The 25447-nt window shown below is 60.8% G+C and carries 22 protein-coding genes; 13 read left to right on the top strand and 9 right to left on the bottom strand.

Going from position 1 to position 25447, the window contains the following annotated elements; genetic code table 11:
• Positions 1 to 66: 66 nt before the first annotated feature.
• The 5 genes from ACJO3T_RS16130 to ACJO3T_RS16110 all read left to right on the top strand — a co-directional run bounded on the left by ACJO3T_RS16130 (position 67) and on the right by ACJO3T_RS16110 (position 7612).
• On the top strand, positions 67 to 1044 hold the full coding sequence (locus ACJO3T_RS16130; RefSeq protein ID WP_406979130.1) for an HAD family hydrolase: 978 nt from the start codon (positions 67 to 69) through the stop codon (positions 1042 to 1044).
• A gap of 271 nt (positions 1045 to 1315) precedes the next feature.
• The gene (locus tag ACJO3T_RS16125) at positions 1316 to 3469 is read left to right on the top strand and encodes a tetratricopeptide repeat protein (protein WP_406979128.1); all 2154 of its coding nucleotides are present in this window, start codon (positions 1316 to 1318) and stop codon (positions 3467 to 3469) included.
• A gap of 468 nt (positions 3470 to 3937) precedes the next feature.
• Positions 3938 to 5917 (top strand): alkyl/aryl-sulfatase, encoded by a 1980-nt coding sequence (locus ACJO3T_RS16120; protein ID WP_406979127.1) that lies wholly within the window; start codon positions 3938 to 3940, stop codon positions 5915 to 5917.
• A gap of 144 nt (positions 5918 to 6061) precedes the next feature.
• Entirely contained in the window at positions 6062 to 6796 is a 735-nt protein-coding gene (locus ACJO3T_RS16115; RefSeq protein WP_406979126.1) for a hypothetical protein, read from the top strand.
• A 483-nt stretch (positions 6797 to 7279) separates the two neighbouring features.
• On the top strand, positions 7280 to 7612 hold the full coding sequence (locus tag ACJO3T_RS16110) for a DUF6488 family protein (RefSeq protein ID WP_406962704.1): 333 nt from the start codon (positions 7280 to 7282) through the stop codon (positions 7610 to 7612).
• A gap of 147 nt (positions 7613 to 7759) precedes the next feature.
• Here the strand turns inward: ACJO3T_RS16110 and ACJO3T_RS16105 are convergent, their stop codons facing one another.
• Complete coding sequence (locus ACJO3T_RS16105) at positions 7760 to 8305, bottom strand: hypothetical protein (protein ID WP_406979125.1); 546 nt, start codon at positions 8303 to 8305, stop codon at positions 7760 to 7762.
• Positions 8302 to 8949, bottom strand: coding sequence for a hypothetical protein (locus ACJO3T_RS16100; RefSeq protein ID WP_406979124.1), 648 nt, complete (start codon positions 8947 to 8949; stop codon positions 8302 to 8304). Before ACJO3T_RS16100 ends, ACJO3T_RS16105 begins: the two co-directional genes overlap by 4 nt.
• 300 nt (positions 8950 to 9249) lie before the next feature.
• Here ACJO3T_RS16100 and ACJO3T_RS16095 point away from each other — a divergent pair, with 300 nt between their 5' ends.
• Complete coding sequence (locus ACJO3T_RS16095) at positions 9250 to 11499, top strand: NADP-dependent isocitrate dehydrogenase (protein WP_406979122.1); 2250 nt, start codon at positions 9250 to 9252, stop codon at positions 11497 to 11499.
• A 96-nt stretch (positions 11500 to 11595) separates the two neighbouring features.
• Here ACJO3T_RS16095 and ybaK read toward each other — a convergent pair whose 3' ends face one another.
• Both ybaK and ACJO3T_RS16085 read right to left on the bottom strand, forming a co-directional pair.
• Positions 11596 to 12066: a Cys-tRNA(Pro) deacylase gene (gene ybaK, locus ACJO3T_RS16090; RefSeq protein ID WP_406962712.1), complete on the bottom strand. Its 471-nt coding sequence runs from the start codon at positions 12064 to 12066 to the stop codon at positions 11596 to 11598.
• A gap of 3 nt (positions 12067 to 12069) precedes the next feature.
• Complete coding sequence (locus ACJO3T_RS16085; RefSeq protein WP_406979120.1) at positions 12070 to 13383, bottom strand: MFS transporter; 1314 nt, start codon at positions 13381 to 13383, stop codon at positions 12070 to 12072.
• 356 nt (positions 13384 to 13739) lie between these two features.
• On the opposite strand from ACJO3T_RS16085, the gene ACJO3T_RS16080 reads away from it, so the two are divergent.
• Positions 13740 to 15191 carry a sensor domain-containing diguanylate cyclase gene (locus ACJO3T_RS16080; protein ID WP_406979119.1) on the top strand — a complete coding sequence of 484 codons (1452 nt, stop codon included), beginning with the start codon at positions 13740 to 13742 and terminating at the stop codon, positions 15189 to 15191.
• A 5-nt stretch (positions 15192 to 15196) separates the two neighbouring features.
• On the opposite strand, the gene ACJO3T_RS16075 is transcribed toward ACJO3T_RS16080, so the two are convergent.
• The 3 genes from ACJO3T_RS16075 to ACJO3T_RS16065 form a co-directional block, all read right to left on the bottom strand.
• Positions 15197 to 15541 carry a hypothetical protein gene (locus ACJO3T_RS16075; protein ID WP_328185383.1) on the bottom strand — a complete coding sequence of 115 codons (345 nt, stop codon included), beginning with the start codon at positions 15539 to 15541 and terminating at the stop codon, positions 15197 to 15199.
• A gap of 45 nt (positions 15542 to 15586) precedes the next feature.
• A complete protein-coding gene (locus tag ACJO3T_RS16070; RefSeq protein ID WP_328185384.1) occupies positions 15587 to 15859 on the bottom strand; it encodes a hypothetical protein in 273 nt (90 codons plus the stop codon).
• A 532-nt stretch (positions 15860 to 16391) separates the two neighbouring features.
• Entirely contained in the window at positions 16392 to 16922 is a 531-nt protein-coding gene (locus ACJO3T_RS16065; RefSeq protein WP_406962718.1) for a 3'-5' exonuclease, read from the bottom strand.
• Positions 16923 to 17152: 230 nt separating this feature from the next.
• Here ACJO3T_RS16065 and queC point away from each other — a divergent pair, with 230 nt between their 5' ends.
• Both queC and queE read left to right on the top strand, forming a co-directional pair.
• Entirely contained in the window at positions 17153 to 17818 is a 666-nt protein-coding gene (gene queC / locus ACJO3T_RS16060; protein ID WP_406979118.1) for a 7-cyano-7-deazaguanine synthase QueC, read from the top strand.
• Complete coding sequence (gene queE / locus ACJO3T_RS16055) at positions 17818 to 18495, top strand: 7-carboxy-7-deazaguanine synthase (RefSeq protein ID WP_406979117.1); 678 nt, start codon at positions 17818 to 17820, stop codon at positions 18493 to 18495. Before queC ends, queE begins: the two co-directional genes overlap by 1 nt.
• Positions 18496 to 18523: 28 nt before the next feature.
• On the opposite strand, the gene ACJO3T_RS16050 is transcribed toward queE, so the two are convergent.
• Positions 18524 to 20257, bottom strand: a complete 1734-nt coding sequence (locus ACJO3T_RS16050) for an ExeM/NucH family extracellular endonuclease (protein WP_406979116.1) — start codon at positions 20255 to 20257, stop codon at positions 18524 to 18526.
• 67 nt (positions 20258 to 20324) lie between these two features.
• On the bottom strand, positions 20325 to 21236 hold the full coding sequence (locus ACJO3T_RS16045) for a WYL domain-containing protein (RefSeq protein ID WP_406962726.1): 912 nt from the start codon (positions 21234 to 21236) through the stop codon (positions 20325 to 20327).
• Positions 21237 to 21546: 310 nt separating this feature from the next.
• On the opposite strand from ACJO3T_RS16045, the gene ACJO3T_RS16040 reads away from it, so the two are divergent.
• The 4 genes from ACJO3T_RS16040 (at position 21547) to ACJO3T_RS16025 (ending at position 25433) form a co-directional block, all read left to right on the top strand.
• A complete protein-coding gene (locus ACJO3T_RS16040) occupies positions 21547 to 22824 on the top strand; it encodes an MFS transporter (protein ID WP_406962728.1) in 1278 nt (425 codons plus the stop codon).
• Between the two features lie 115 nt (positions 22825 to 22939).
• Positions 22940 to 23368, top strand: a complete 429-nt coding sequence (locus ACJO3T_RS16035; RefSeq protein ID WP_406962808.1) for a MarR family transcriptional regulator — start codon at positions 22940 to 22942, stop codon at positions 23366 to 23368.
• 261 nt (positions 23369 to 23629) lie between these two features.
• Positions 23630 to 24199 carry a TMEM165/GDT1 family protein gene (locus tag ACJO3T_RS16030; RefSeq protein WP_406962730.1) on the top strand — a complete coding sequence of 190 codons (570 nt, stop codon included), beginning with the start codon at positions 23630 to 23632 and terminating at the stop codon, positions 24197 to 24199.
• A gap of 109 nt (positions 24200 to 24308) precedes the next feature.
• Entirely contained in the window at positions 24309 to 25433 is a 1125-nt protein-coding gene (locus ACJO3T_RS16025; RefSeq protein ID WP_406979115.1) for a L,D-transpeptidase family protein, read from the top strand.
• Positions 25434 to 25447 lie beyond the last annotated feature (14 nt).

Raw genomic sequence — 25447 nt, 5'->3', positions numbered from 1 at the left:
CGGGCCGCGATAGTGGCCCGGCCTGTTCTGAGTGGGACTTCAAGGGACACGCATGGGAGCAGAACCATGAAACGAGCAATCGCCGCACTGATCGGTGCACTGGCGTTGGGACCCTGCCTGGCCGACCCGTTGCCCTCCTGGAACAATACCGGCAGCAAGGCAGCCATCATTGACTTCGTGGAATCGGTCACGGACAAGGACGCTGACACCTTCGTGCCAGCAGAAGACCGCATCGCCGTGTTCGACAACGACGGCACGCTGATCAGTGAACAACCGATGTATTTCCAGGCCGCCTACGCCCTGGACCGCCTGAGGGAAAAGGCCGCCGAGGATCCGTCCATCCTCGAATCGGACGTCCTCAAGGCCGCCAATGAAGGGGATATGAAGGGCATGATGGCCGGCGGCATGGAGGGCCTGAGCGAAATCATCAATGTCAGCCACGCCGGCATGTCCGTGGAAGAATTCCAGGCCGATGCCAGGGCCTGGCTGGCCAGTACCGAACACCCGACTTCCGGGCTCACTTATGGTGACATGATCTTCCAGCCCATGGTGGAGCTGCTCACCTACCTGAGGGATCAGAACTTCAAGGTGTACATTGTCACCGGTGGTGGCGTGGACTTCGTTCGCGCTTTCGCTGAGGATGCCTACAACGTACCGCCCGAGCAGGTGGTGGCTACCCTGGGGAACACGGAGTACCAGATCAGCGAAGGCGGTACGCCGATGCTCATGAAAACCGGTGGTATCTTTTTTATCGATGACAAGGCCGGCAAGCCGGTTGGCATCATGCGAGGTATCGGTAAGCGTCCGGTCATGGCAGTCGGTAATTCCGACGGCGACTTCCAGATGCTGGAATGGACCACAGCCGGGGCGGGTCCCAGGCTTGGCATGCTGTTACACCATACCGACGGTGAACGGGAATTCGCCTACGACCGGGATTCACACTTCGGCAAGCTGGCGGATGGCCTGGACCAGGCGGGTGACCGGGGCTGGGTACTGGTGGACATGGCTAACGACTGGGAGACGGTCTGGACTGGCAACCAGTAGCCTGCCTGGCCTGGATTCCGGCACGGAAGGACACAGTCATTCGCACGGTGACGTACCGGGAGACGCCAGCCCATGGACCATGGCGGGTCTTTCCCGGTTTCCGTCTGGCCTGCGGTAACTTTGGGACACAGGGGCGGTCGCCATTGCAGCGGCCCGGGTGTCAGGCGTAACAGGGCGTGATGTGTACCGACTCTTGATAATACTGGCCTGCCTGCTACTGACGGGACTGGCTCACGGGGCTCCGGCGAGCCCGAAGGCGGCCTCACCCGGTATGGCAGCGGATGACCGGGGCTATGTGCGCTCATCAACCTGTGCCGGGTGCCATGAGAATGAGCATGACCTCTGGCGGAATTCCCACCACGACCTGGCCATGCAGCCGGCCATCCCGGGCACGGTACTGGGGGATTTCGGCGACACCACCTTCGACTACTTTGGCACCACCTCCACCTTCTACCGCGACGGCGATACCTACTACGTTCGCACCGATGGCCCGGATGGCGAGCTGGCGGATTACCCCATTGCCTACACCTTCGGTGTCGAGCCACTACAGCAATACCTCATTGAAATGCCGGGCGGACGACTGCAGGCACTGGGCGTTGTCTGGGACACACGCCCGAAGTCGGCCGGCGGCCAACGCTGGTACCACCTCTATCCGGATGAACCGGTCCGCGCCGGTGACGAGCTGCACTGGACCGGGCTCAACCAGAACTGGAACTTCATGTGCGCGGATTGCCACTCCACCAACCTGCAGAAGAACTATGACCTGGAAACGGACACCTACGCCACCACCTGGAACGCGATCGATGTAGGTTGCGAGGCCTGCCACGGTCCGGGTCAGCAGCATGTGGACGCGATGGAAGCGGAAGACTGGGGCCAGCCGTTCAACGGCTTTGAACTGTCCCTGTCCCGGGCAGAGTCCAAGGTTTGGGCCATTGACCCGGAAACCGGTAGTCCGCCCCCCGAGAGTGCCGGACCGGAAATGCAGCCGGAGCTGGAAGTCTGCGCCCAGTGCCACTCCCGCCGTGCCACCCAGTTCCATGGCGCCCGACCGGAAGACGGTCTGTTCAACCACTTCCTGCCTTCGCTGCTTGAGGAAGGGCTCTACCATGTGGACGGCCAGGTGGCGAACGAGGTATATGTCTACGGCTCCTTCCTGCAGAGCGCCATGTACCACGCCGGCGTCACCTGCTCCGACTGTCACAACCCCCACAGCCTGGCGCGCAAGGCGGAAGGCAATGCGCTTTGTGGCCAGTGTCACCAGGCCTCAAGGTTCGACACCGGGGAACACCATGGCCATCCGGAGGATAGTGCCGGGGCCGAGTGCGTCGCCTGCCATATGCCGGACGCCACTTTCATGGGCGTGGATGAACGCCAGGCCCACAGTTTCCGCATTCCAAGGCCCGATCTCTCGGTTTCCCTGGGGGTACCCAACGTCTGCATCGACTGCCATCAGGACAAGGACGATCAATGGGCGGCGGACTCGCTGCGACAACGTCACGGGGAACCGTCAAACGATCACTTTGCGGATGCCCTCCACGCCGGTCGCTACGGCGGCCCACAGGCGGAACAGAAGCTGGCCCGGCTGATCCAGGACACGTCACAGCCAGCCATTGCCCGTGCCACAGCGGCCAGCCTGCTGCCCCGCTACCTGTCGCAGCGGACCGTACCGGTCCTCCAGCAGGCGAGCCAGACCAGAGAGCCGCTGGTGGCGCTGGGGGTTGCCCAGGGGCTGACTGGCATTCCCGAACAGTACCGGGCCATCTTTGGCATTCCCGGACTTTACGACGAGCACCGCATACCCCGCAGCCTCACCGCCAGCAACCTGTCGGCCGACACCTTGCCGTCGGAGCAGCCGGAGGTGAGCCGCCGGCATGCCGACGCCATGGAGGAGTACATCCAGTCACAGCGCAACAATGCGGATCGACCGGAATCGCTGGTGAATCTGGCGGGGCTGTACGGTCAGCAAGGTCAGTTCGCGAAGGCGGAAGGTGTTTATCGCACCGCCATCAAACGGGTGCCATACTACACAGCGGCCTATGTAAACCTGGCCGATCTTCTGCGGGCGCGGGGCAGGGATGCTGAAGGCCGGCAGGTGCTGGAATCGGCACTCGGGAAAGTGAATGACCCGGCCTCAATCGAACACTCCCTTGGCCTGTTGCTGGTGCGCCAGCAGCAGCTTGATCCGGCCATCAAGCACCTTGGCAGTGCCGCGGGCAGCGATACCGCGCCGGCACGCTACGTGTACGTCTACGCGGTTGCACTGGACTCGCAAGGGCGCACCGAGGACGCTATTGCCGAACTGGAGTCAGCCACCGGCCGCTATCCGGGCAACCGGGAAATCCTCTCTGCACTGGTCAGTTTCCTTCGCAAGCAGGGGCAGGCCAACCGGGCCGCAGCCTACGAGCAACAGTTGCGGGACCAATAGTCAGGAACCCCCTGTTTTCACTAAGAAAAACCGTTTCCTATGGCGTAAACAGGAATGGTTACTATACTTACCTGAACATTAATAATGTGTAGTGGTTCACGCAGGGAGTCGCGGTTCTGAACGCCAACACAGCTCCTGATCCTGCCTGCCAGAGTCCTGCACCGAATCATCGAGAGAATGGTTTAAATCGCTTTGGCCAACGTCGCCAGCGCGTCATCTTCGGGAGTGACCGTGGTACTCGCGAATGTATGACTTCCCGGCTGTTGACCTTCATGAAATCGTCTGCGTGGGCCCAGGTAGTTCGTAAGGCCAGGTGGTTCGTAAGGAGGGAAGAAAACCGCACCGCAATCCTATACGTAAGACTATTCGCAACACTCAAAACGTAAACTGGCTGTCCATTGGGCGTGGCAGTACGGAAGTTGCCCGGGACGTGCGTAAATAGTAATGGAGATATCGACGATGATTACCATGAACTTTCGACGTAATTCCCTGGCCATCAGTCTGAGCGCCGTTCTGGCGTCGGGCGGCCTCGCCCAGGCTGCGGGCAATCCGGCAAGTGAGACCACAGCCCAGAACAATCAGGCCGTACTCGACCAACTGCCCTTTGATGACAGAACCGATTTCGAGACCTCTTCCAAGGGCTTCATAGCCCCCCTGCCCAATAATGGGCAGATCAAGAATGACAAGGGTGATGTGATCTGGGACGCTGGCCAGTTCGGTTTTGCCAACGACCAGGAGGCGCCGGATACGGTGAACCCCAGCCTCTGGCGGCAGCTTCAGCTTCTTAGCCAGCCGGGCCTGTACGAAGTGACGCCGGAGATCCACCAGGTGCGTGGTGCCGACCTGTCGGTGATCACCTTTGTTGAAGGTGACTCGGGCGTGATCATTATCGACCCCTGTATTTCGGCGGAAACGGCGAAGGCGGCCTTCGACCTGTACCAGGAACACCAGGGCGAAAAGACGGTAACCGCGGTGATCTATACCCATAGCCACGTGGACCACTTTGGTGGTGTCCGTGGTGTGGTGGATGAGGAGGACGTGAAAGCCGGCAAGGTGAAGATTGTGGCGCCAGAGGGCTTTGTGGAGGAGGCCGTTAGCGAGAACGTCTTCGCTGGCAACCACATGAGCCGCCGGGCTGGATACATGTACGGCAACCTGCTGGAGAAAGGGCCGCAGGGCAGCCTGGGTACGGGGCTTGGCCTCTCCACCTCCACGGGTACGGCCACACTGATTGAACCCACGGATGATATTACCGAGTCCGGCCAGACCATGACCATTGATGGTCTTGAGTTTGAATTCCTGATGGCCCCGGGTAGCGAAGCCCCTGCGGAGATGCATTTCTACATCCCCGAACTGAAAGCTTTGACCGCCGCCGAGAACGCCACCCACACCATGCACAATCTCTATACCCTGCGCGGTGCCAAGGTGCGTAATGCCCGGGCCTGGTCCAACTATCTCCACCAGACCATCCAGGAATGGGGCGACGATGTGGAAGTACTCTACGCACCGCACCACTGGCCCACCTGGGGCAACGAGAACGTGGTCAATCACCTCAAGAAGCAACGGGACCTGTACAAGTACATCAATGACCAGACCCTCCGGATGCTCAACCAGGGGTACAACATGGTGGAGGCTGCTGAAACGATTGAACTGCCCGACGAGCTGGCGACATTCTGGCCTAACCGTGGGTATTACGGCAGCCTGAACCACAACGTGAAGGCAACCTGGAACTTCTACGTGGGCTGGTTTGATGGCAACCCCTCCCGATTACATCCCCTTCCGCCCGTGGAAGCCGGTGAAAAGTTCGTGGAGTACATGGGCGGCGCTGAAGCCGTTATCGAGAAAGCCATGGGCGACTACGACGAGGGCAACTACCGCTGGGTGGCCCAGGTCATGGACAAAGTGGTGATGGCCGAGCCGGACAACCAGCGCGCGAAGGACCTGCTGGCGGATGCCCTGGAGCAACTGGGGTATCAGGCCGAAAATGGCCCCTGGCGTAACTTCTACCTGTCTGGCGCCAAGGAACTCCGTGACGGTGTCAAAGTGATGCCCATGCCAAGTACGGCCTCCCCGGATATTGTGGCCTCAATGCCCCTGGAAATGTTCTTTGACTACCTGGCCATTCAGATTGACGGCAACAAGGCCGCTGGCAAGCAGATGATGATGAACTTCGAGCTGACCGATACCGAAGAGGACTACGGTGTCGCGCTGGAGAACGGGGTCCTGAACTATTACGAGGAGCCTTTCGATGATGCGGATGTGTCCATCTCAATGACGCGAGCCAACCTGAATGACGTGTTGGCCGGTCAGGCATCGATAAAGGATAAGGTCGACTCTGGCGATGCCACCCTGGAAGGCGATACCGGCACTTTCGATGAGTTCCGCTCGCTGCTGGTCAAGTTCGACCCCTGGTGGCCCATCGTGACGCCGAAGGAAACCTCCATGTAGGAAGACTGGGAACCAGCGGGGCTGGCCTCGCTGGTTCTCACGCCCACCCTATTGGTAAGGACATGTCTTATGAATCCAACGACAATGCGATCAGTATGGGCTTGGGCTGGCGCCGGCGTTGTTGCTCTGCTTGTCCCGTTTAACGTGACTGCCCAGGAAGCGCCAGGCGCAGCGGCACAGGCCAACAACCCGCTGGCCAACATGACCGCTTTCAACATGCAGGATTACTACATCGGCGACGTGACCGAATCCGATGAATCCGCCAACCAGTTCTGGTTCCGTTATGCCAGGCCGTTTTCCGCCGGCGACACCAACTGGATTCTGCGGGCATCACTGCCCATCAACACCTTCCCCACCGCGCCGGACGGCGACAAGGAAACCAGTTTTGGTGACCTTAACCTGTTCTCCGCGTATCTGTTCGATACCGGCAATCCGGCGGTCAGCTTTGGTGTTGGTCCCCAGATCACCGCCCCGACGGCCGGCAAGGATGAGCTGGGCAGCGAGAAATGGTCCGGCGGGCTGGTGAATGTCCTGTTCAACGGGGCCGACCCCCAGTTCCAGTACGGTTACCTGCTCTCCTGGCAGGACAGCTTTGCCGGCGAGGATGACCGGGAGGATGCCAACTTTGCCGCCTTCCAGCCATTCGCTTTCTACCAGCTTGGTGGCGGCACCTATCTGCGGGCCGCACCCATCTGGGTCTACAACCTGGAGAACGACGGTTACAGCGTGCCGGTGGGTGTTGGTATCGGGCAGGTGATCAAGCGGGGCAAGACTGTGGTCAACATGTTTGTCGAGCCGCAGTTTTCGATTGCCGACAAGGGGCCCGGGCAGCCGGAGTGGCAGGTTTTCCTCGGTCTGAATCTGCAGTTTCTTAATTAGTAGTGGGCCTGTCACATTCAGTTAACCGTGAAAATGGCGCCCAAGATGATCCTGGACTGGGTAGCAGGGACAACCGCAACCTCTGCTGTCACTGAGACCGCCAGCAAAAAACGGCCTGGGCGGGCGGTCGGCACCGCTGAAAAGGCCTTCTACGACCAGACCTGGAAGCCGGACGATCTGGTAAAGGTGGAGTAAGCGGACAAGTTATTACAAAAAGGGGCCCGGGATATCAATGGCCTGGGCCTCAGACCATCCCCTCATGCTTCGGGACATGATTCAATGTTAATCCAGTCCCTGTTTTCCCTCTGGTAGGCTCTCTGCCCGATGACGATGTCGGGTTTGTTCTGCACCACTCATTCTGCACGATTCTCCTGACCGCCCGGGTTGCCGTAGCTGGTCCTGTTCTGGACCAACAGCTGCCGGTCGGTGCGCTCGGACCTGACATAAACGCCTACAATATCAACACTCTAAGGAAACCAGGCAGTGAAGACGCTTGTATTGATCTGTTCGCTTGTTGTTACCCTGCTTTGGGCCAATACTATTCTTGCCCACCCTAACCATGTCGTGACCGAGCCGTTATCAGATCTGCAGGTCACAGACCGGGCCGACTTTCTGAAGATGCAGTTGGTGGCCAGCAGAAAGCTCGAGGAAAGCTGGTCCGACGTGAAAGCCGACGCGGTGGAAGTGCGGGAAGTGAATGACAGGCGGTTCTGGATTGTGCGATACGACGACCGGCGGGAAGCGCCGGACCGGTTTTATATGGTACTCGACGCACTGGGCAATCTGGTGACCATCAATGACACGGGCAAGATCTAGGAATAGCAACCCGGCCTGGGTGAAATCACTGGCCCCGGCGACGGCCGGCAGGCTGAGTGCCAGCCAGACCACCAGGTTGATGCCGCTCCGTTGGCTGCCGGTTGTCATACGCTGTGCCGACCCATGCCAGTCCCGATGGTTGGCGGGTCAGTCGGTCGCCCCCGGGTCCTGGGCGTCCGTGCCCAGGTACAGGTAGTTGGTGTAGCTGTGTTTCGGGCCTCGTTTCTCGTCGATCAGATGGACCGATACGGACAGGTCCGGATGCTCGCCGGAGGTGAACCGAGTGAGCTGGCCGTCGGTCTCGCCATCCCGGTCACGGGTCATTTCAACGGTGCTCCAGTCCGGCCCCAGGCATTGCATCAGGTAGTTAACGGACTTGAGGTATCGATCCCTGGCAATATCGATGGAGGGTGCCGCCGCCGAACAGCTATAGGCGGTGTCGCCATTACCCCACTGCCAGATCTCGCAATGACCGGCCACCAGGTCTTTCTTCGCCCGATAGGTGGTGATATTGCGGGTGTTGTTGGCTTTTCCGCGGTAGGACGGGAAGCCCTCCGGGTATTCGGCGATCAGCCCCTGGACGGTGGCGCAGGGATCATCGACGCCCTGGGAGAGGCTGGCATCCCGGTTTGCGCAGCCAGTGACCACCGTCATAGCGCAGACCAGCACAATGGTTGGGCCTGATCGGGTCATTGGGAGCCCCCCTGACCGAGCGGTGCGTCCAATGCTTCGGCAACGACCGAGGCGAACTCCCTGGCGGCCTTGTCCAGGGAATCGGGGTCGACCGTGCGGGAAAGTGCCCGCCAGACCGCATTGCCGTTGGTGCCATCATAGAGAGTTGACTGGATGACGTATTCCACCGAGCGTTTGAAAGAGGCCGGCTGGACCGAACGTTCCATGTAGGTCATGGATGCCGTTGGACCAATGTCCCGGTTGTCCGGGATGTAGCTCACGGTTTCCGGCTGGTAGTTCTCGTGGTGTTTCTTGTCGACCAGTGACATCACCAGTACCCCGTCGTACTGGCCCTTGGTGGCGATATCGAGTAACTGGCTGCGCAGTTCCGCCGGGTTATCCCAGGACAGGACGTCGTTGTCATCGGCAAGGTAAAAGGCGCTGACACCTTTCCGGACGATCTGGTCGGTCAATGCCTTGCCCACCGCCCTGCGTACCTCCGGGTTTCCGTTGGCTGCCACTACCAGGATGTTGGAAAAACCACGACTGGGCTGGCCGGTCGACTGGACATCGGTAACGACGGTAGAGCTTTGATGTGCACAGGCGCCCAGTAGGGCTGCAAGGGCGATCAGGGCGACGAATGGACCAATCCGTCCATGGATCATGCGGGTACTCCAGGAAAGGTAGGCGGTGAAGGTTTATGTCCAATACTAAAGCACAGGTCAGGTGGGAATGCCAGGCCAGTTCCCGGGCGGTAAGCGTCGGTTTTAATGGGTGGGAATGCCATATGACGGAATGGTGAAATCTGACCTTAAGACTAAGATCGTAACCCAATATTAAAAAAAAATGCTATCTTATGTGACTCATCAAAAGACCCTATTCAGTCATTGTTGCGGTCGGGGGTTCACAAGACGCTTGACCAGATGGTGACCGTCCTGAATTCATCCATTATCCAGAGGACGAAAATGACAACCGAAAATCCGAAGATTGTCTACACACTGACCGACGAAGCGCCGGCCCTGGCGACCCGCTCCCTGCTACCGATCCTGCAGACCTTTACCGCACCGGCGGGCATCACTTTCGAGACCAGTGATATTTCCCTCGCCGCCCGTATCCTGGCGGCGTTCCCCGATTACCTTGAAGAAGACCAGCGGGTCCCCGATGCCCTGGCGGAACTGGGCGAGTACACCAAGGACCCGGACGCCAACATCATCAAGCTGCCGAACATCAGCGCGTCCATCCCGCAGCTCCGGGCGGCCATCAAGGAGCTGAACGAGCAGGGCTACAAGGTTCCCGAGTACAAGGAACATCCGGAAACCGATGAGGAAAAGGAAGCCCATAAACGCTATTCCAAGGTTCTCGGCAGCGCCGTGAACCCGGTACTGCGTGAAGGCAACTCCGACCGTCGTGCCCCCGCCGCGGTCAAGGCCTTCGCCCGCAAGTACCCGCACTCCATGGGTGAGTGGAGCCCCGCGTCCCGCACCCACGTTGCCCACATGCGTGGCGGCGATTTCTACTCCAGCGAACAGTCAGTCACCCTCGACAAGGCCACCAAGGCCAACATCGTGTTTGAGAACAGCAAGGGTGAGCAGACGGTGCTGAAGTCCGACCTGCCGTTGCAGGAAGGCGAAGTGCTTGATGGCATGTACATGAGCAAGCAGGCCCTGGTGAAGTTCTTCGAGGACGCCATTGCCGATTGTGAGAACAGCGGTGTGATGTTCTCCCTGCACGTGAAGGCCACCATGATGAAGATCTCCCACCCGATCGTGTTCGGTCACGCGGTGAAGGTCTTCTACAAGGAGCTGTTCGAGAAGTACGGCGACCTGTTCCAGGAAATCGGCGTCAACCCGAACAACGGCCTGTCGTCCGTGATCGAGAAGATCAAGCAACTGCCGGAGTCCAAGCAGGAACAGATCCAGGAAGACCTGCACAAGACTTATGAGCACCGGCCGGAAATCGCCATGGTGGACTCGGTCAAAGGCATCACCAACCTGCACGTGCCCAGCGACGTGATCGTGGATGCCTCCATGCCGGCGATGATCCGCAACTCTGGCAAGATGTGGGCCCGTGATGGCAAGCTGAAGGACACCAAGGCCGTGATGCCGGAGTCCACCTACGCCACCATCTACCAGGAAGTGATCAACTTCTGTAAGACCCACGGCGCCTTCGATCCCACCACCATGGGCACCGTACCCAACGTGGGCCTGATGGCCCAGAAGGCCGAGGAATACGGCTCCCACGACAAGACCTTCGAGATTCCCGAAGCCGGCACCGTCCGCATTGTCACCGAGGACGGCACCGTGCTGACCGAGCACAAGGTCGAGGAAGGCGACATCTGGCGTGCCTGCCAGACCAAGGACCTGCCGATCCGTGACTGGGTCAAGCTGGCGGTCAACCGGGCCCGAGCCACCGGCATGCCGGCGGTGTTCTGGCTGGATGACGAGCGTCCCCACGATGCCCAGCTGATCGAGAAGGTGAAGACCTATCTCAAGGAACACGACACCGAAGGCCTGGACATCCGCATCATGTCGCCGGTTCGCGCCATCCGCTGGACCATGGAGCGCCTGATCCGCGGCCTGGACACCATTTCCGTGACCGGCAACGTCCTGCGTGACTACCTCACCGATCTGTTCCCGATCCTGGAACTGGGCACCAGCGCCAAGATGCTGTCCATCGTGCCGCTGCTCAACGGCGGTGGCCTGTACGAGACCGGCGCCGGCGGTTCCGCGCCCAAGCATGTGCAGCAACTGCTGGAGGAGAACCACCTGCGTTGGGACTCCCTGGGTGAATTCCTGGCCATCGCGGTCTCCCTGGAGGAGCTGGGCGAGAAGCAGGACAACCAGCGCGCCCGTCTGATGGGTGAGGCCCTGGACACGGCCACCGGCCGCCTGCTGGAGAACAACCAGTCACCGTCCCGGGTAACCGGCGAGCTGGATAACCGCGGCAGCCACTTCCACCTGGCCCGCTACTGGGCGGAGGAGCTGGCCAACCAGGATGGCGACAAGGACCTGAAGGAGTTCTTTACCAGGCTGTCCAAGCAGTTGGAAGAGAACAAGGACCAGATCCTGGAGGAAATGAGCGTGATCCAGGGCCATCCGGCGGACATCGGTGGTTACTACCACCCGCCCGCGGACAAGGTCTGCAAGATCATGCAGCCCAGCGAGACCCTCAATAAAATCCTGGACGAAGCCCGGGAGAGCGCCAAGCGCACCTGAGTGACAGTCCGGTAGTAAAAAGCCCGGCCGGGGAGACCCGACCGGGCTTTTTTGTGCTATAGCGCAGGAGGTTCGATTGAAGGGGGGCGGGAGCTATCAGTCCTGCCGGATATCCGCAAAAATGCCGTTTGTCAGCTTTACCAGGTCCGCCGGCGCCAGTTCGATTTCCAGGCCCCGCCGCCCGGCGCTGACGTAGAGGGTGTCGAAGTGGTTCGCGGTGTCATCGATGACGGTGGTCAGGGCCTTCTTCTGGCCCAGGGGGCTGACGCCGCCGAGCACGTAGCCGGTGGTACGCTGCACTTTCTGCTTGTCCGCCATGGCGGCCTTCTTTGCCTTGGCGGCTTTGGCGATTTTCTTGAGGTTGAGGCTGGTGGAAACCGGCACGATCGCCACCACCAGTTGCCCGCCATCGGTCTCCACCACCAGGGTCTTGAACACCCGCGCCGGGTCCACGCCCATCTTTTCCGCCGCCTCCAGGCCGTAGGATTCGCCGTTGGCGTCGTGGTCGTACTGGTGGATGGTGTGTTGGATGCCTGCCTTTCTGGCAGACTCGATACCGGGTGTCATGGTTTACTTCGCTTCCGCAGGTTGGTGATGGATGGTTCTGGATGCCGGTGGCACCGTCAGCATAATCGCAAAACCGATCAGCAGGAAAATAAGGATGGTGCTCATTCCCCAGCGCTGGCTGCCGGAAACGGCGGTTACCCAACCTACCATCAACGGGCCCAGGAATGCGGTGGCCTTGCCTGAGAAGGCAAACAGGCCAAACATCTGGGTCTGCAGGTGTGGTGGCGCCACCCGGGCCATATAGGAGCGGCTGGCGGATTGCAGCGGGCCCACGAAGATGCCCAGGGTCATACCCACGACCCAGAACCATAGCGGATCCGTGACCAGGAGAATGGAAGCGGCGCACAGGGTCAGCCCGGTCAGCGACAACAGCACGGTATTGCGCCCGCCGATCGCATCATCCACCCAGGAAAAGGCCAGGGCTCCCAGACCGGAAGTGACGTTCAGGGCGATGGCGAACTGCAGTACCTGGGTCTGGTCCATACCAAAGGTGCCGGCGGCATAAACCCCACCGAAGGTGAAGATGGTGGCGAGGCCGTCGGTGTAGAGCATGCGGGCGATCAGGAAACGGACAATGGTCCGGTACTGCCGCACCTGGCGGATGGAGTCCCGGAGCTGGACCAGGCCCGCCCTGACCGCCGGCACCAGTGGCAGGCCCCGGGACGGCCGGTCCGGAACGAAAAAGAAGGCCGGCAGGGAGAACACCAGGTACCAGATCGCCACCAGTACAAAGGTGGCGCGCACATGCTCCAGCGCGTCTCGGTCCAGGCCCAGCCAGCTGGTATCACCCTCAATGAAGACGAACAATGCCACCACCAGGCAGGTAACGCCGCCGACGTAGCCCAGTCCCCAGGACCAGCCGGACCAGCGGCCCACCCGTTCGGGCGTGGCGAGATCAGGCAGCATGGCGTTGTAGAAGATAAAGGCGCATTCAGCGCCCAGTATGCCGAGACTGATCCAGAAGGCGGCGAACCACAGGTCACCACTACCGGGCGCGACAAACCAGAGCATGGCGGTGGAGACCACGCACAGCAGGGTGAAGGCAATCAGCCAGGGCTTGCGGCGGCCGTTCTGGTCGGCGATGGCCCCCAGTATCGGGGCGAGGACGGCCACGGCGAGACCGGAGAGCCCGACGATGTTGCCCCAGGCTTCGGTGCCGGCGACATCGTCCTGAACCACCGACTGGCTGAAATAGCGGGCGAAGATGAAGGTGAGGATGATGGTGAAGAAGGCACTGTTGGCCCAGTCATAGAGTGCCCATGACCAGAGCGCCCGTCGGTTTTCCTTGGCAGTGGATCCCGGGTGACCGGATGTCATGTGAAGTATCCCTGTAGCGATGTCTTCTGGAAACTTTGTATTCCCGCAGTATGACAGTCGTAAAAAATTGTGGAAGCGGTCGACGTTACAGAGGTGACACACTACTGTTAAGAGTATCCCCGGTAACGCCCCGGGCAATGAAACTGTACCTCCTCGCGTTTGCCGGAGCCCCGGCGCGACAGTGATAAAGGCTATTGCCTGGCAGTATGATGGACCGCTATTTGATGGACCACACCCGAAGAGACCGACTACCGTTAAAACGGTCACTCATTATTGCTTTAGCCTACCTCCTGGCTGGCGGGGTCTGGATCCTGTTCTCAGACGCTGCCGTTGAACGGCTGGTCAATGACCCCCAGATGCTGACCCGTGCTCAGACCTGGAAGGGATGGGGCTTTGTCGCGGTAACCGCCGCCGTCCTTTTCCTGGCCATGTTGCGGCAGTTCCGCCGCGACCAGGAACTGTTTGAACGCCAGTACGGGCAACAGCAGGAGATCATCAAACTCAGCGAGTTCCAGCGCAGTGTCATCGACAACGCCAATATCTGGATTAACCTGCTGGATCAGGATGGCCGCATCCAGCTCTGGAACCGGGCAGCGGAACAGATCAGTGGTTATACCAGTGACGAGGCCATCGGCAATGACACCATCTGGGAGGCCCTTTACCCAGACCCCCCATATCGGCAGTGGGTGCGGGACAGGGTGTATCGCATCCTGGCCGGTCGTGAAGAGGCCGAAGGCCTGGAGACATCCATCCAGACCCGCCAGAACGGTGAACGGGTGATGGCCTGGCATTCCAAGGCGTTCCGGGATGTCCATGGACGGGTGGTAGGCTCCATTGCCCTGGGGATCGACATTACCGAACGCAAGGCTGCGGAGCGGGCGCTTCTGGCTCGGGAACGGCAGTTGGCCACCATCATGGATAACCTGCCGGGCATGGCCTACCGGTGCCTGTACGACGAACATTGGACCATGAAGTTCATTTCCAGCGGCTGCCGGGACCTGACCGGCCATGCCCCCGAGGACCTGATTGATAATCAGGAGGTGTCCTGGGCCACCCTGATACTGGCGGAGGACGCCGTCAGCGTGACCCAGGCAGTGGAGACCGCCATTGGGTCCGCCGAGCCTTTTTCCGTGGAGTATCGGCTGCGCCGGGCGGATGGTGAGGTGATTTGGGTCTGGGAGCGCGGGCGTAGTGTCAAGGATGACGGTGGCCTGGTGCTCGAAGGCATTATCCTGGATGTTACCGATCGCAAGGCCCTGGAAGTCCGCCTGTCGGAACTGGCGACCCTGGATCCCCTGACCGGTCAGTTCAACCGGCGGGAAACCGAACGCATCCTGCAGGAGGAGGTGGCCCGGGCGGAGCGCTATGAACGTCGGCTGGCGGTGCTGTGGATTGATCTGGATAACTTCAAGGAGGTCAACGATACCCGGGGCCACGAGGTGGGGGATGAGGTGCTTCGCACCATCAGCCTGCGTCTCGCCGAAAGTGTCCGTACCGTGGATACCCTGGGGCGTTTCGGCGGCGAGGAGTTCATCGTGGTCCTGCCGGAGATGTCCGTGGAGGAGGCCTGGGATATTGCCGAGCGTCTGCGTCGGCACATTGCCGACGAGCCAGTCCGAACCTCGGTGGGTGAAACCCTGAACCTGACCATCAGCATCGGGGTGGCGGTCTATCCCGATCACGCCGGTTCGGCGGCTACTTTGTGCCGTATGGCGGACAAGGCCATGTACCAGGCCAAGGAGCGCGGCCGTAACCGTACCGTGGTGGTGAGTGAGGTGCCGGGTACTATCGAATCAGGTGGTACGTAACCGAATCAGATGGTGCGTAGCTGGGCCTCCAGGATACCCAGCACCGAGGAGACAATGTCGCGGAAATCGGTGAGGGTCTGGGTGCGCTGGATAATGTCGTGACGTTCCTCGTCAAGTCGTTCCAGTTGCGGTACCACCCGGCGGATGCCCTCGGTGATCACTTCGTAGGGGTAGTGGTGGTCCTGCACGCTGAGCTTGTTCAGTTCCGCCACTTCCTGATGGAAGATGCTGATGATGTCGTACAGCAGGTCCTTGTTCTGGATGGTGCTGGCTTCCCAATAAGCATCGTCGAGGATTTCCAGGAGAGAAAGGTATTCCCGCAGGGTATCGGCAACGGAAGTCTGGCTCATGACATGCTCCTTGTTATCATGAACCAGACTATAGCATTAACGCCGTTACGCCACCTGCCGGGCGATCCAGGAGTCGTAGCGGCTCGCCAGTGCCTTGACGTAACGGGCCTCGGCGCCATCCAGGCTGGCCAGTACGCCGTTGAAGATCCAGCCGCGTTCATAGAGACCGAGCACGCTGCGTTCATCGTCAAGATTGACCCGCTGGTTCAGTTTCCTGCAGATCGCATCCAGCAGCGGCATTTTCTCCGGGCGGCGGATAGGGCCGGGCCTGCGGCTGGCCGGTACGTTGGCGGCACGTCTGGTTGTTGGTCTGTTCATGGCGCTGCTCATAGCAATCTCCTTACCGTTTTGCGGCTGCAAAAAACGAAAAACCCGGCCTCACGGGACCGGGTCTTCATGCGGGAGACTGCATGCCCGGTCGCCTGAGCTTCCGGGCAGAACCGAAAGCTTTACCTGAAAATCACCACGCCACGGACCGGCATCAGGGCCTTGCGCCGTGTACCCGTGAACAATGGATAGCGATGTTTCTTCAAGCCCATGTGGGACTCTCCGTACGGTTTCATAGTCAGGTAATGCTGTTCAGTGGACGGCCGGCCACCGAAGGGCCGACGACGTATCAGTGTATCGCGGAGGTGGTGGTTTGCAAATGGGTAGGCGCGCGGCGGGCATAAGCACAAACCCTGCCTTCGGCAAACGCGTACAGACGGCCAGGGGAGCGATACGGAGAATAATCAGTGTCACGTGTTTTACGTTGTGCAATCCGCAGTATCACGTCAGTTACTGTGTGATCTCTCCTTTATTGTTTTGGCGCTACGGGCTTCCCGCAGCGCCTTTTTTTTGCGTGAGAGATCTACAGCTTGCCCAGGGGGGCGTGCTGGTCACTTCCGACGGCGGCGGTTACCTGGCACCAGGTGGAGTGGAGGATGCGGGCATCATTGGCAGCCCGGTGAACCGGCAGTCCCAGGTCTTCGATCACCTGGTGCCGGGTGGCGGACCAGTGCTGGATCTGAGCCGGGGACAGCAGCAGCGATACCGACTCGAGCTGGAAGGCGGGGCGCATGTCCGCCGCCCGGTAGAGGCGGTGCAGCCAGAAACTGTCGAAGGTCCAGGCATCGCAGAACACCTCGCCGTCGAGCAGTTCGTTGAGGTGGTGGGCCACCTGTCTGACACTCAGACCTTCCGCTTTCAGTGTATCGCGGCTGATGCCGTGGATTGCCTCGGCACTGTCCGACCAGTCGTGCCAGAGTACGTGGGGCTTGATCAGCCAGCTATGCAGGGAACCATCCGGCAGGCACAGGCCAACCTCGATCGGGTAACTGGCGATCAGGTCGAGGCTGGAAGCCTCAAAGTCAATAAAGGCCGGTGCGTTGGGCTGGGTCATCGGCAAATCAGTTAGTCGTTGAGCTGTCTGCAAAGTGTAACCGTCCATGTGTCTTGACGCGAACCCATACTGTCGGGTGGCTGTTACAATAGAAAGTCGATCATACCCCGGCGCAGGATTTCCGACAGTCCGGTACTTCCGAGGGGTACGTTCGAGGGATGCGCTGATGCTGGCCCAATACCGGGTAACCAAACAGTGCACTATTGTCCATTTTGCAAGCGGGAGGGCAGGTGTCGAAAACCGTTGTCGTGATCTACTCAGGGGGGATGGACTCATTCACCCTGCTCCACCGGGCCTTGGCGGAAGGGCACCGGGTGCACGCGCTGTCGTTTGACTATGGCCAGCGCCATGTCCGCGAACTGGAGGCGGCCTCCGCCGTCTGCGGCGACCTGGGCCTGCCCCACAAGGTGCTGGATATCCGGTCCCTGCAGGCGGTGATGGCGGGCTCTGCCCTGACCGGGGGCAGCGAGGTGCCAGAGGGGCACTACGAGGAAGAGAGCATGAAATCCACCGTGGTGCCCAACCGCAACATGATCCTGCTGTCCCTGGCCACCGGCTATGCAGTGACCGTGGCGGCGGATGCGGTCTGGTTCGGTGCCCATGGTGGCGATCACGCCATCTACCCCGACTGTCGACCGGAATTCGTCGAGAAGATGGATGCGGTGTGCCGGGTGGCTAACTACGAGCCGGTGGCCGTCGAAGCCCCCTACATACGCGCCGACAAGGCGGAGATACTCGCCGAAGGCCTGGCCATGGGCCTCGACTATGGCCAGACCTGGACCTGCTACAACGGGCGACACAAGGCCTGTGGTGTCTGCGGCTCCTGTGTCGAGCGGCTGGAAGCCTTTGCCTCCCACGGCGTTACCGACCCCCTGCCCTATGAGGCCCGCAACTGATGTACCGGGTGAAGGAAGCCTTCTACACCCTCCAGGGGGAAGGCGCCCAGGCCGGGCGTGCCGCCGTGTTCTGCCGGTTCAGCAAGTGCAACCTTTGGAATGGCCGGGAATCCGGCCGGGCCACGGCGGTGTGTGATTTCTGCGATACGGACTTTGTCGGTACCGATGGCCAGAATGGTGGCCGTTTTGACACCGCCGCCGCCCTGGCGGCCCACGTGGCGTCGCTGTGGCCCCCGGACACCCGGTCGGCCCGCGAGTCCGGGCTTCGGCCCTATGTGGTGTGTACCGGTGGTGAACCCCTGCTACAGCTTGATGAGCCCCTGATCGCCGCCTTCCACGAACAGGGGTTCGAGGTGGGGGTGGAAACCAACGGCACCCTGCCGGCACCGTCGGGTATCGACTGGCTCTGCGTCAGTCCCAAGGCCGATGCCACCGTGGTGATCCGCGAGTGTGATGAACTTAAGGTGGTCTATCCGCAGCCCCTGGCCATGCCGGAGCGGTTCCGGTCGATCCGGGCCCATCATTACTTCCTGTCTCCCATGGCGTCGCCGATCACCCCGGACGATGGCCGGGATCCGGTCAAGGCCAGCAATACCCGCAAGGCGGTGGACTACTGCCTGCAGCACCCCCAGTGGCGCCTGACCATCCAGATGCACAAGATTGTCGGTATTGACTGACCCGACCGGATGCCGGCATCAAGGCGGGCTATAGCCTCAGGTCGGTCATCACCGGGTTGTGGTCCGAGGCCCGCCATGGCGAGTCCTCCGGTACATCGGTGTCCGTGGTGGCATTGTAGGCCCTCAGTCGGGGCTCCTCGGCGTTGACCGACCAGATGTGACTGGCCTTCACCCGCTCCATCAACGCGTCGTTCGCCAGATGATAGTCCAGGGTACCCAGGCGTCCGTGGTAGCGGAATGTTCCCTGCTCGAGACCGTGGAAGTGGGTAATGAGGTCGGTATAGCCGGTGTTGCCCAGGACCTGAAGGGGAGCTTCCCGGGCGTAGGCGTTGAAGTCTCCGGCCAGCAGTATCAGGTGATCCTTCCCGCTGCCATCCGGACGCCAGCGTGCCAGTGCCCCGGCAGCGGACTCCCGCGCCTCCGCAAAGCAGGCCTGGCCATCCCGGCGGTCCTGTTGTGCCGCCGGGGCATTGTGGCAACCCTTGGATTTCAGGTGTACGGCGATCACCGTCAGTGCCGCTCCACCGTCGATACGCCGGAACGCCTGGGCCAGCGCCGGGCGGTGCCACTGCCGGAAGGCGCCGTCGTTGATCAGGGTGGCCGGTCCTGTTGGTTGTACCCTGTCTGAGCGGTACAGCAGAGCATTGCGGATGACATCGTCGTCCTGGTCGGTGCCCCCTTCTATAAACCGCCAGTGGTCGCCGATGGTCCGGGCCAGTTCCGCCAGTGCGCTGTTGTCGCCGTACCCGTCATTCTCCAGTTCCGAAACCGCGAGGATGTCCGGGTCAGTGGCCTGTATCTGGCGGGATAATCTTGCCAACTGTTGCTGATAGGATGCGTGGTTACGGGCACCGCGGGCTGTGGGAAATCCCTGGCCCTGGCCGTCGCCGTTGAACAGGTTGCCCAGGTTCAGCGAGACGACCCGCAGGTTGGCCTCCCGGTGTCGTGTTGGTGGCATTTGCCGGGGGGTGGCGTGGTAGATATCGGGTTGCGTCAGGGGCTGCAGGCGCCAATTCCCGAAACGGTAGTCCATGACCCCCGCGACAGGGGCGATCCTGTCGCCGACCCGCAGGGGATTGCCTGGTGACGTTCCGTCGGGCAGGTAGGGGATGGGGCGGGGGTATTTCCTGCGGAGACCATCATCCAGTATCAGGCGCTGCTGTTCCTGTTGTGCCAGTAAGGCGTGTGTCTTGGGCCCCGGTTCCAGGCGTTGGGTCGGCGTCCACTGCAGGGAGGGTGCAAGCACCAGTTCACCAAAGCGGGCAAGGTTCCAGGTGTCGGTGATGACCAGGGGTTCGGTGGTTTGTACCAGCATGCCCTCGAGGGCCTCATGACCACCCTCGGGTAACTGGCCGGGCTGGAGGGCGGTCGGGGCGGGCAAACCCGGACTGGCGCAGGTTGCCACCTGCCGGACGTTGGTGAGTGAGGTCAGGCCGTAATACTCCCGGACCTCACCACGAACCCGCACACGGTCCCCCGGCTTGCCCTCCCGGGCCCGGGTATGGACAAACAGCCCCTCCGAGGTGGCCGGGTCCCCGTCCTGCTCCGCCAGCGCCTGCTGGAGGTAGAAGCCCTGGAATCCACCCGGTTGACGCACGTCCACGGTCAGGATGCCTTCCACCGTGACCTGCCTGCCAGCCATGGGGGATTTTCCGCCCCGGCCCTGGATATCGGAGACCGGGTTGTGGGCGTCGCCACAGGAGGCTGCCCACAGCGGACCCATGGTTGTGTACAGCAACAGTGCAACAACCGTTCGAAGCACGAGACCGTTTCCGGGAAGGTTCCGGCAGCGGGCAACAGCAGGTGTCACTGACCGGGTCTTCTTCCGGTCAGACAGCGTCGGCCTGCGTCGCCCTGGCGGGTTGCTGGGTGTCTGTCTTCAGCCAGGCCGGCAGGGCGTCGCCATTGGTCAGTTCCAGGGGGGTGGCGGCAATGTCGTCCTCGCGACCACCGGCAGACAGTCCCAGCATGGGCATCAGCCAGGGAGCCATGGCTTCACGACAGCGGATTTCCATGGGGCCGTCCTCCAGGCCATAGTCGGCACAGACCAGTCGGCGACGGGCTGTATCGAGACCGGCGGCGGGCTGGACCCGGAGGCTGATCATGCGGTTCCAGCGCTCGTCGTGTTCTTCCCGGTGGCGGGACTTGTCCCGGGATACCTGGAGCTTGCCGGTCAGGCGGCTGAGGCGGAAATCGCCAAAGCCTTCCTTGCGGTCACTCCAGGCACGCACATGCCAGCCCTGGCCGGTCATGACGAGGGTGTGGGGTTCCAGGACCACCGGCTCACCATCGGGGTGGTCAAGGGTGAGGTAGCGCGCTTCCAGCTTGCGCTTCTGGCGACAGGCGGTAATGACGGCGCGGGTGACTTCGGGGCTGGCTTGACGGCAGGGGGCCCGCACCACACAGCTGTCCGGCAGTCCGATGTCGAGATTCTCAAAGCAGTCACTCAGTGATTGGTGCCGGCAGGCCAGTTCCAGATACTCTTCCGGCTGTCCCCGCGTAACCACGGGCTGGAAATCCGTGGCGGGGATGTAGCCTTTCAAGTGCCTGTCGTACACCAGGTTGCCGGGTGCCAGTTCTCTCAGATAGGTATTGATGTCCTTTGACGCCTGCTGACGGCCAATGCCAAAACCGTGGCAGATGTGATTGGTAGTAAGACGACCTTCCCAGAGGGCAACAATTTCTATCAGACGATAACGCAGCAGCAGATCCCAGCGAATGGGCCATTCCGTTTTTTTCATAGTGTCGGGCTCTTGGTGATGGCTAACAGAGGTCGGGTCGACAGCGACCGATCCATGATCACCCGACCGATGTTAGCAGCATTAAGGTACGTCGGTGTGTTACGGGCCCTTAATGTAAAATTTTGTAAAACGCAGGCGCAGAGCGCCTTCCAGAGGTTTTTGGAAAGCATTCAGAAGAGGGTTTCGGCATCTGCGTAATAGCTGCGAATGCCAATGGATGCTTAAATGAAGGTTGCTGTTGATTCGGCACCTGATTGCCCGTGGAACGCGGGTCCTTGCGAAAAACCGTACCCTTCCCGGAGAGTTACCGATGACCCGAATGGTGGCGTCACTGTCGGCGCTGATCCTGAGCATCCTGCTTCTGGTCAGTGGCAATGCCTTTCTGACAACCCTGCTGGGTATCCGTCTGAGTATTGAAGGTGTGGAGCCGTCGGTGATCGGCTGGGTTCTGGTGTGCTATTCCGTGGGTTTTGTCCTGGGGACCCTCTATGTGCACCGGGTCATCACCCGTGTCGGCCATATCCGTGCCTTTGCCGTGTTTGCAGCGCTGGCAGCGGTCACCGCTCTCATCTACCCCCTGTCGGTCACCATGGTGCTTTGGGCGCTTTTGCGGATTCTTTCGGGTTTCAGCATCGCCGGTGTGCTGGTGGTGATTGAAAGCTGGTTCAGCAGCCGGGCCACCAGCAGTAACCGCGGCGCCCTGTTCGCGGTCTACCAGATCGTGTTTTACATTTCGGCGGCAGGTGGCCAACTGGTGGTCAACCTGGGGGATCCGGCCAACTTCATGCCCTTTACCCTGGCGGCTATCCTGCTGACCCTGGCACTTATTCCGCTCTCCCTCACCCAGATGGACGCGCCGGTGATTGAGTCCGCCGAACGGTTATCCTTCTTTACTCTGGCCAGGGATTCCTTCACCGGTGCGGCGGGGGCGCTGGTGTGCGGGGTGCTGATTGGCTCTTTTTACGCCCTGGGTCCGGTGTACGCCACCATGGCCGGTCTGGATGTGTCAAAGACCTCGGTGTTCATGGCGGTGGCCATCGTCGCCGCCATGCTCCTTGCCTGGCCCCTGGGGCGCATCTGCGACCGCTTCGATCGGCGGCGGGTGATGTTCATGGCCTCCATGATTGCCTCCACGACCGCTGTGGTGGTGGCAACGACCGGTAGCGCGAGCATTCCGGTGTTAATGGTGTTGGTGGGGGTGTTCACCGGGTTTTCCGCCAGTCTCTACCCCATTGCGGTGGCCATCACCAATGACCGGCTGGAGTCGCACCAGATCGTGGCGGCCAGTGCCACGCTGCTTCTGAGTTACGGGATCGGCAGTGTTATCGGTCCCATTGTCATGGCCGAGTTGATGGGGGCCCTCGGACCTTCTGGGCTGTTCTGGGGCAGTGCGGGGTTCCTGGTATTGCTGGCCATCGCCACCAGTTACCGGATCAGCCACACACCGGACGTGCCCGTGGCGGAGCAGGAGCACTTCGTGGCGACCATGCCGGAAGCGTCGTCGGTACTGGCGGAAATCGACCCCCGCAACGAGGATTTCCATCCAGGCCCGGAAGTGGATATGGAGGAGGTCAGGCAGACAGGCTGACGCTATTTGATCTGGCACAAGTATGATCAATGTGTAACTTGTGTTCGTCTCAATGATTAGCTTACTATTGCTGAATCGACAGGCCACAGGACAAAGACACATGGATCAGCAGACTATCCGAGACCAGTTTCCGTTCGCCGTTGCCCGGATAACCCGACGCTGGCGCAAGTTGTTGGATGAGCGCCTCAAGGACCTGGGGGTGACCCAGGCGCGCTGGTCCACCATGGTGTATCTCCAGCGTGGTGGCGAAGGGCTGACACAGCGGGAGCTGGCTCACCTTATGGCCATCGAGAACCCCACCCTGGTGCGTTTGCTCGACAGCCTGGAAGAACAGGGTCTGATCGAACGCCGGCCCTGCAAGCGTGACCGACGTGCCCGTCGGCTGTACCTGACCAGCGCTGGCGAGCGGTTCATGAAGGACCTGAACGAGCGTGGCGATATACTGCGGGATGAACTGCTGACCGGCATCGAGGACAAGGACCTGGAAGTGGCCCTTGGTATCTTCGAACGGGTGATGGAAAACGCCGTCAACCTGAAAAAATAGTCAGGTTGTGCCGGTTGAGATTCTGTCGCCGGCCCGCTATGCTCTTGATCTCCTTCGGGGGAGTAGTCTCCGCAGCAGTGACATGCTGTGGGTGATGGTCAACATACTTGGGGTACATCCCCATGGCCATCACGTTCCCGGGCATTGCTGAAAGGCAGTGCCAGGCGGAACTGGCAAGACCCGGGGAGCTGTCACTTCCGATAGGCGGAGAGTGATGGCTTCCTGTGTCTCGATGATCCGCCTTGGAGCCCTGTAAACATCATGGATGCCTTTCTCGCTTCTACCCTGTCAGTCGCCATTGCTGAAATTGGCGACAAGACCCAGTTGTTATCGCTTTTCCTGATCAGCCGATTCCACCGCCGTACACCGATTATCATGGGAATCCTGGTGGCTACGCTGGTGAATCACGGGCTTTCCGCGTTGCTGGGTGCCTGGGTGGCGAGCTGGTTACCCCAGGAATGGGTGCCGTGGCTGGTGGCGTTCAGTTTCCTGGCCATCGCCCTGTGGCTGCTGTTCCCGGACCGGGACGACAGCGACGAGTCGACCCTGCTGGGCCTGGGAGCCTTCGCTGCCACCACGGTAATGTTCTTCCTGGCAGAGATCGGTGACAAGACCCAGGTGGCAACGGTGGTACTGGCGGCGCGATACGACGCTACTTTCTGGGTGATCGTGGGCACCACGGTTGGTATGCTGTTGGCAAACATTCCGGTTATTGTGGCCGGAAAATGGCTGATGCAGCGGCTGCCGATGGCGACCGCGAGGATCGGCGCCAGTATTCTGTTTGTCTGCCTGGCTATTATTACGGTTGTGGCAGCCTACAATGGACTATGAGCCGTGTCGGTCGGAACCGGCACCCCGGAACTCCGGTTGTGTCGGGGTGTCATACACAAGAGTTAACGAGCCCCGGCAGCGGGCTTACAGTCATATCGGGAACACCAGAATGGTCAACACCAAAGGTATCGGAATCACGGTTGTCAGCCTGCTGATGTGGATGGGGGCCGCCTCGGCCATGGCCGAGGCGGACACCGATGGCCGGCAGGCCCGGAGTGCATCGTCCGAGGCAAGCCCTGCACAAACCGGGCAAGCCGACGAGTCTGGTGAGCAGACTCGTCCGGAATCCCCGGTCTGGGTGTTGGAAGGCGACCTGGCGGGCAAGCTTCAGACCATGACGACCCGGGAAGAAGATACCTTCGCCGCCATTGGCAGCCAGCGAAGCCTGGGTTACCTGGAGCTGGTCAAGGCCAACCCCGATATTGATCCCTGGCTTCCCGGGGACGGCACCCGTATTACCCTGCCCCGCAAATATGTCCTGCCGGATTCCCGGCGTGAGGGCATTGTGATCAATCTGGCGGAATACCGCCTCTATTATTTCCGCGATGGTGGCGTTCAGGTATTTCCGGTCGGGGTGGGCACTGATGACAACCCATCCCCCATCACCGATGCTGAAGTGACTCTGGGAGTGGCATCCCCCGCCTGGTACCCACCGGCCAGTATCCGGGCTGAGTATGAAGCCAACGGCGAGTACCTGCCGCGCATGATCCCACCCGGGCCGGATAATCCCCTGGGGCCCTATGCCCTGATCCTGAGTGAGGACGGCTACCTGATCCATGGCACCAACAAGGGATTCGGTGTTGGTACCCAGGTCAGCCACGGCTGTTTCCGCATGTACAATGAAGATATCACCGGGTTTGCGCAGCAGGTGGGCAAGGGCACCCCGGTCCAGGTAATACGCCAGCCGGTCAAGGTGGGTATGCAGAATGGGCAACTGTGGCTGGAAGTCCATCGCTCCGATGAGAAGTACACCGAAGCGGAGAAGGAAGAGCTCTGGCAACAGGTTACCGAAAAGCTCGCCAGTGTTACCGAAGAAGTGGACGGACTGGAGGTCCAGCGCCGGGCCGTGGAACTGACGGTTGATAAGGCCGACGGTATTCCCCGTATGATAGGGGAAAGGGTGCCCCGGGTCGCCAGTCGTGATGGCGATGCGGCAGCGGCGGGTGAGCGCCCGGAGCAGGTTTCCACCCGTCCATCCGAAACATCCCCGCCCTCTCCGCAGCGCTGGTTCTGAGTAGCATCCGTCGG

The organism is Marinobacter shunpengi, from assembly GCF_045449715.1.
In the GTDB taxonomy this organism is placed as follows: domain Bacteria; phylum Pseudomonadota; class Gammaproteobacteria; order Pseudomonadales; family Oleiphilaceae; genus Marinobacter.
Note: the sequence above shows the minus strand (reverse complement) of the source record. Positions and strands in the feature narration are given on the sequence as shown.

What these genes read in the sequence shown, in the direction of transcription:
- ACJO3T_RS16030 (WP_406962730.1), top strand. Translation starts at nt 23,630, where the DNA reads ATGGATGCCTTTCTCGCTTCTACCCTGTCAGTCGCCATTGCTGAAATT.
- ACJO3T_RS16085 (WP_406979120.1), bottom strand. Translation starts at nt 13,383, where the DNA reads ATGACATCCGGTCACCCGGGATCCACTGCCAAGGAAAACCGACGGGCG.
- ACJO3T_RS16080 (WP_406979119.1), top strand. Translation starts at nt 13,740, where the DNA reads ATGCTGACCCGTGCTCAGACCTGGAAGGGATGGGGCTTTGTCGCGGTA.
- ACJO3T_RS16120 (WP_406979127.1), top strand. Translation starts at nt 3,938, where the DNA reads ATGAACTTTCGACGTAATTCCCTGGCCATCAGTCTGAGCGCCGTTCTG.
- ACJO3T_RS16025 (WP_406979115.1), top strand. Translation starts at nt 24,309, where the DNA reads ATGGTCAACACCAAAGGTATCGGAATCACGGTTGTCAGCCTGCTGATG.
- ybaK (WP_406962712.1), bottom strand. Translation starts at nt 12,066, where the DNA reads ATGACACCCGGTATCGAGTCTGCCAGAAAGGCAGGCATCCAACACACC.
- ACJO3T_RS16040 (WP_406962728.1), top strand. Translation starts at nt 21,547, where the DNA reads ATGACCCGAATGGTGGCGTCACTGTCGGCGCTGATCCTGAGCATCCTG.
- ACJO3T_RS16065 (WP_406962718.1), bottom strand. Translation starts at nt 16,922, where the DNA reads ATGACCCAGCCCAACGCACCGGCCTTTATTGACTTTGAGGCTTCCAGC.
- ACJO3T_RS16105 (WP_406979125.1), bottom strand. Translation starts at nt 8,305, where the DNA reads ATGACCCGATCAGGCCCAACCATTGTGCTGGTCTGCGCTATGACGGTG.
- ACJO3T_RS16125 (WP_406979128.1), top strand. Translation starts at nt 1,316, where the DNA reads ATGGCAGCGGATGACCGGGGCTATGTGCGCTCATCAACCTGTGCCGGG.
- ACJO3T_RS16130 (WP_406979130.1), top strand. Translation starts at nt 67, where the DNA reads ATGAAACGAGCAATCGCCGCACTGATCGGTGCACTGGCGTTGGGACCC.
- ACJO3T_RS16075 (WP_328185383.1), bottom strand. Translation starts at nt 15,541, where the DNA reads ATGAGCCAGACTTCCGTTGCCGATACCCTGCGGGAATACCTTTCTCTC.
- ACJO3T_RS16070 (WP_328185384.1), bottom strand. Translation starts at nt 15,859, where the DNA reads ATGAACAGACCAACAACCAGACGTGCCGCCAACGTACCGGCCAGCCGC.
- ACJO3T_RS16095 (WP_406979122.1), top strand. Translation starts at nt 9,250, where the DNA reads ATGACAACCGAAAATCCGAAGATTGTCTACACACTGACCGACGAAGCG.
- queE (WP_406979117.1), top strand. Translation starts at nt 17,818, where the DNA reads ATGTACCGGGTGAAGGAAGCCTTCTACACCCTCCAGGGGGAAGGCGCC.
- ACJO3T_RS16045 (WP_406962726.1), bottom strand. Translation starts at nt 21,236, where the DNA reads ATGAAAAAAACGGAATGGCCCATTCGCTGGGATCTGCTGCTGCGTTAT.
- ACJO3T_RS16100 (WP_406979124.1), bottom strand. Translation starts at nt 8,949, where the DNA reads ATGATCCATGGACGGATTGGTCCATTCGTCGCCCTGATCGCCCTTGCA.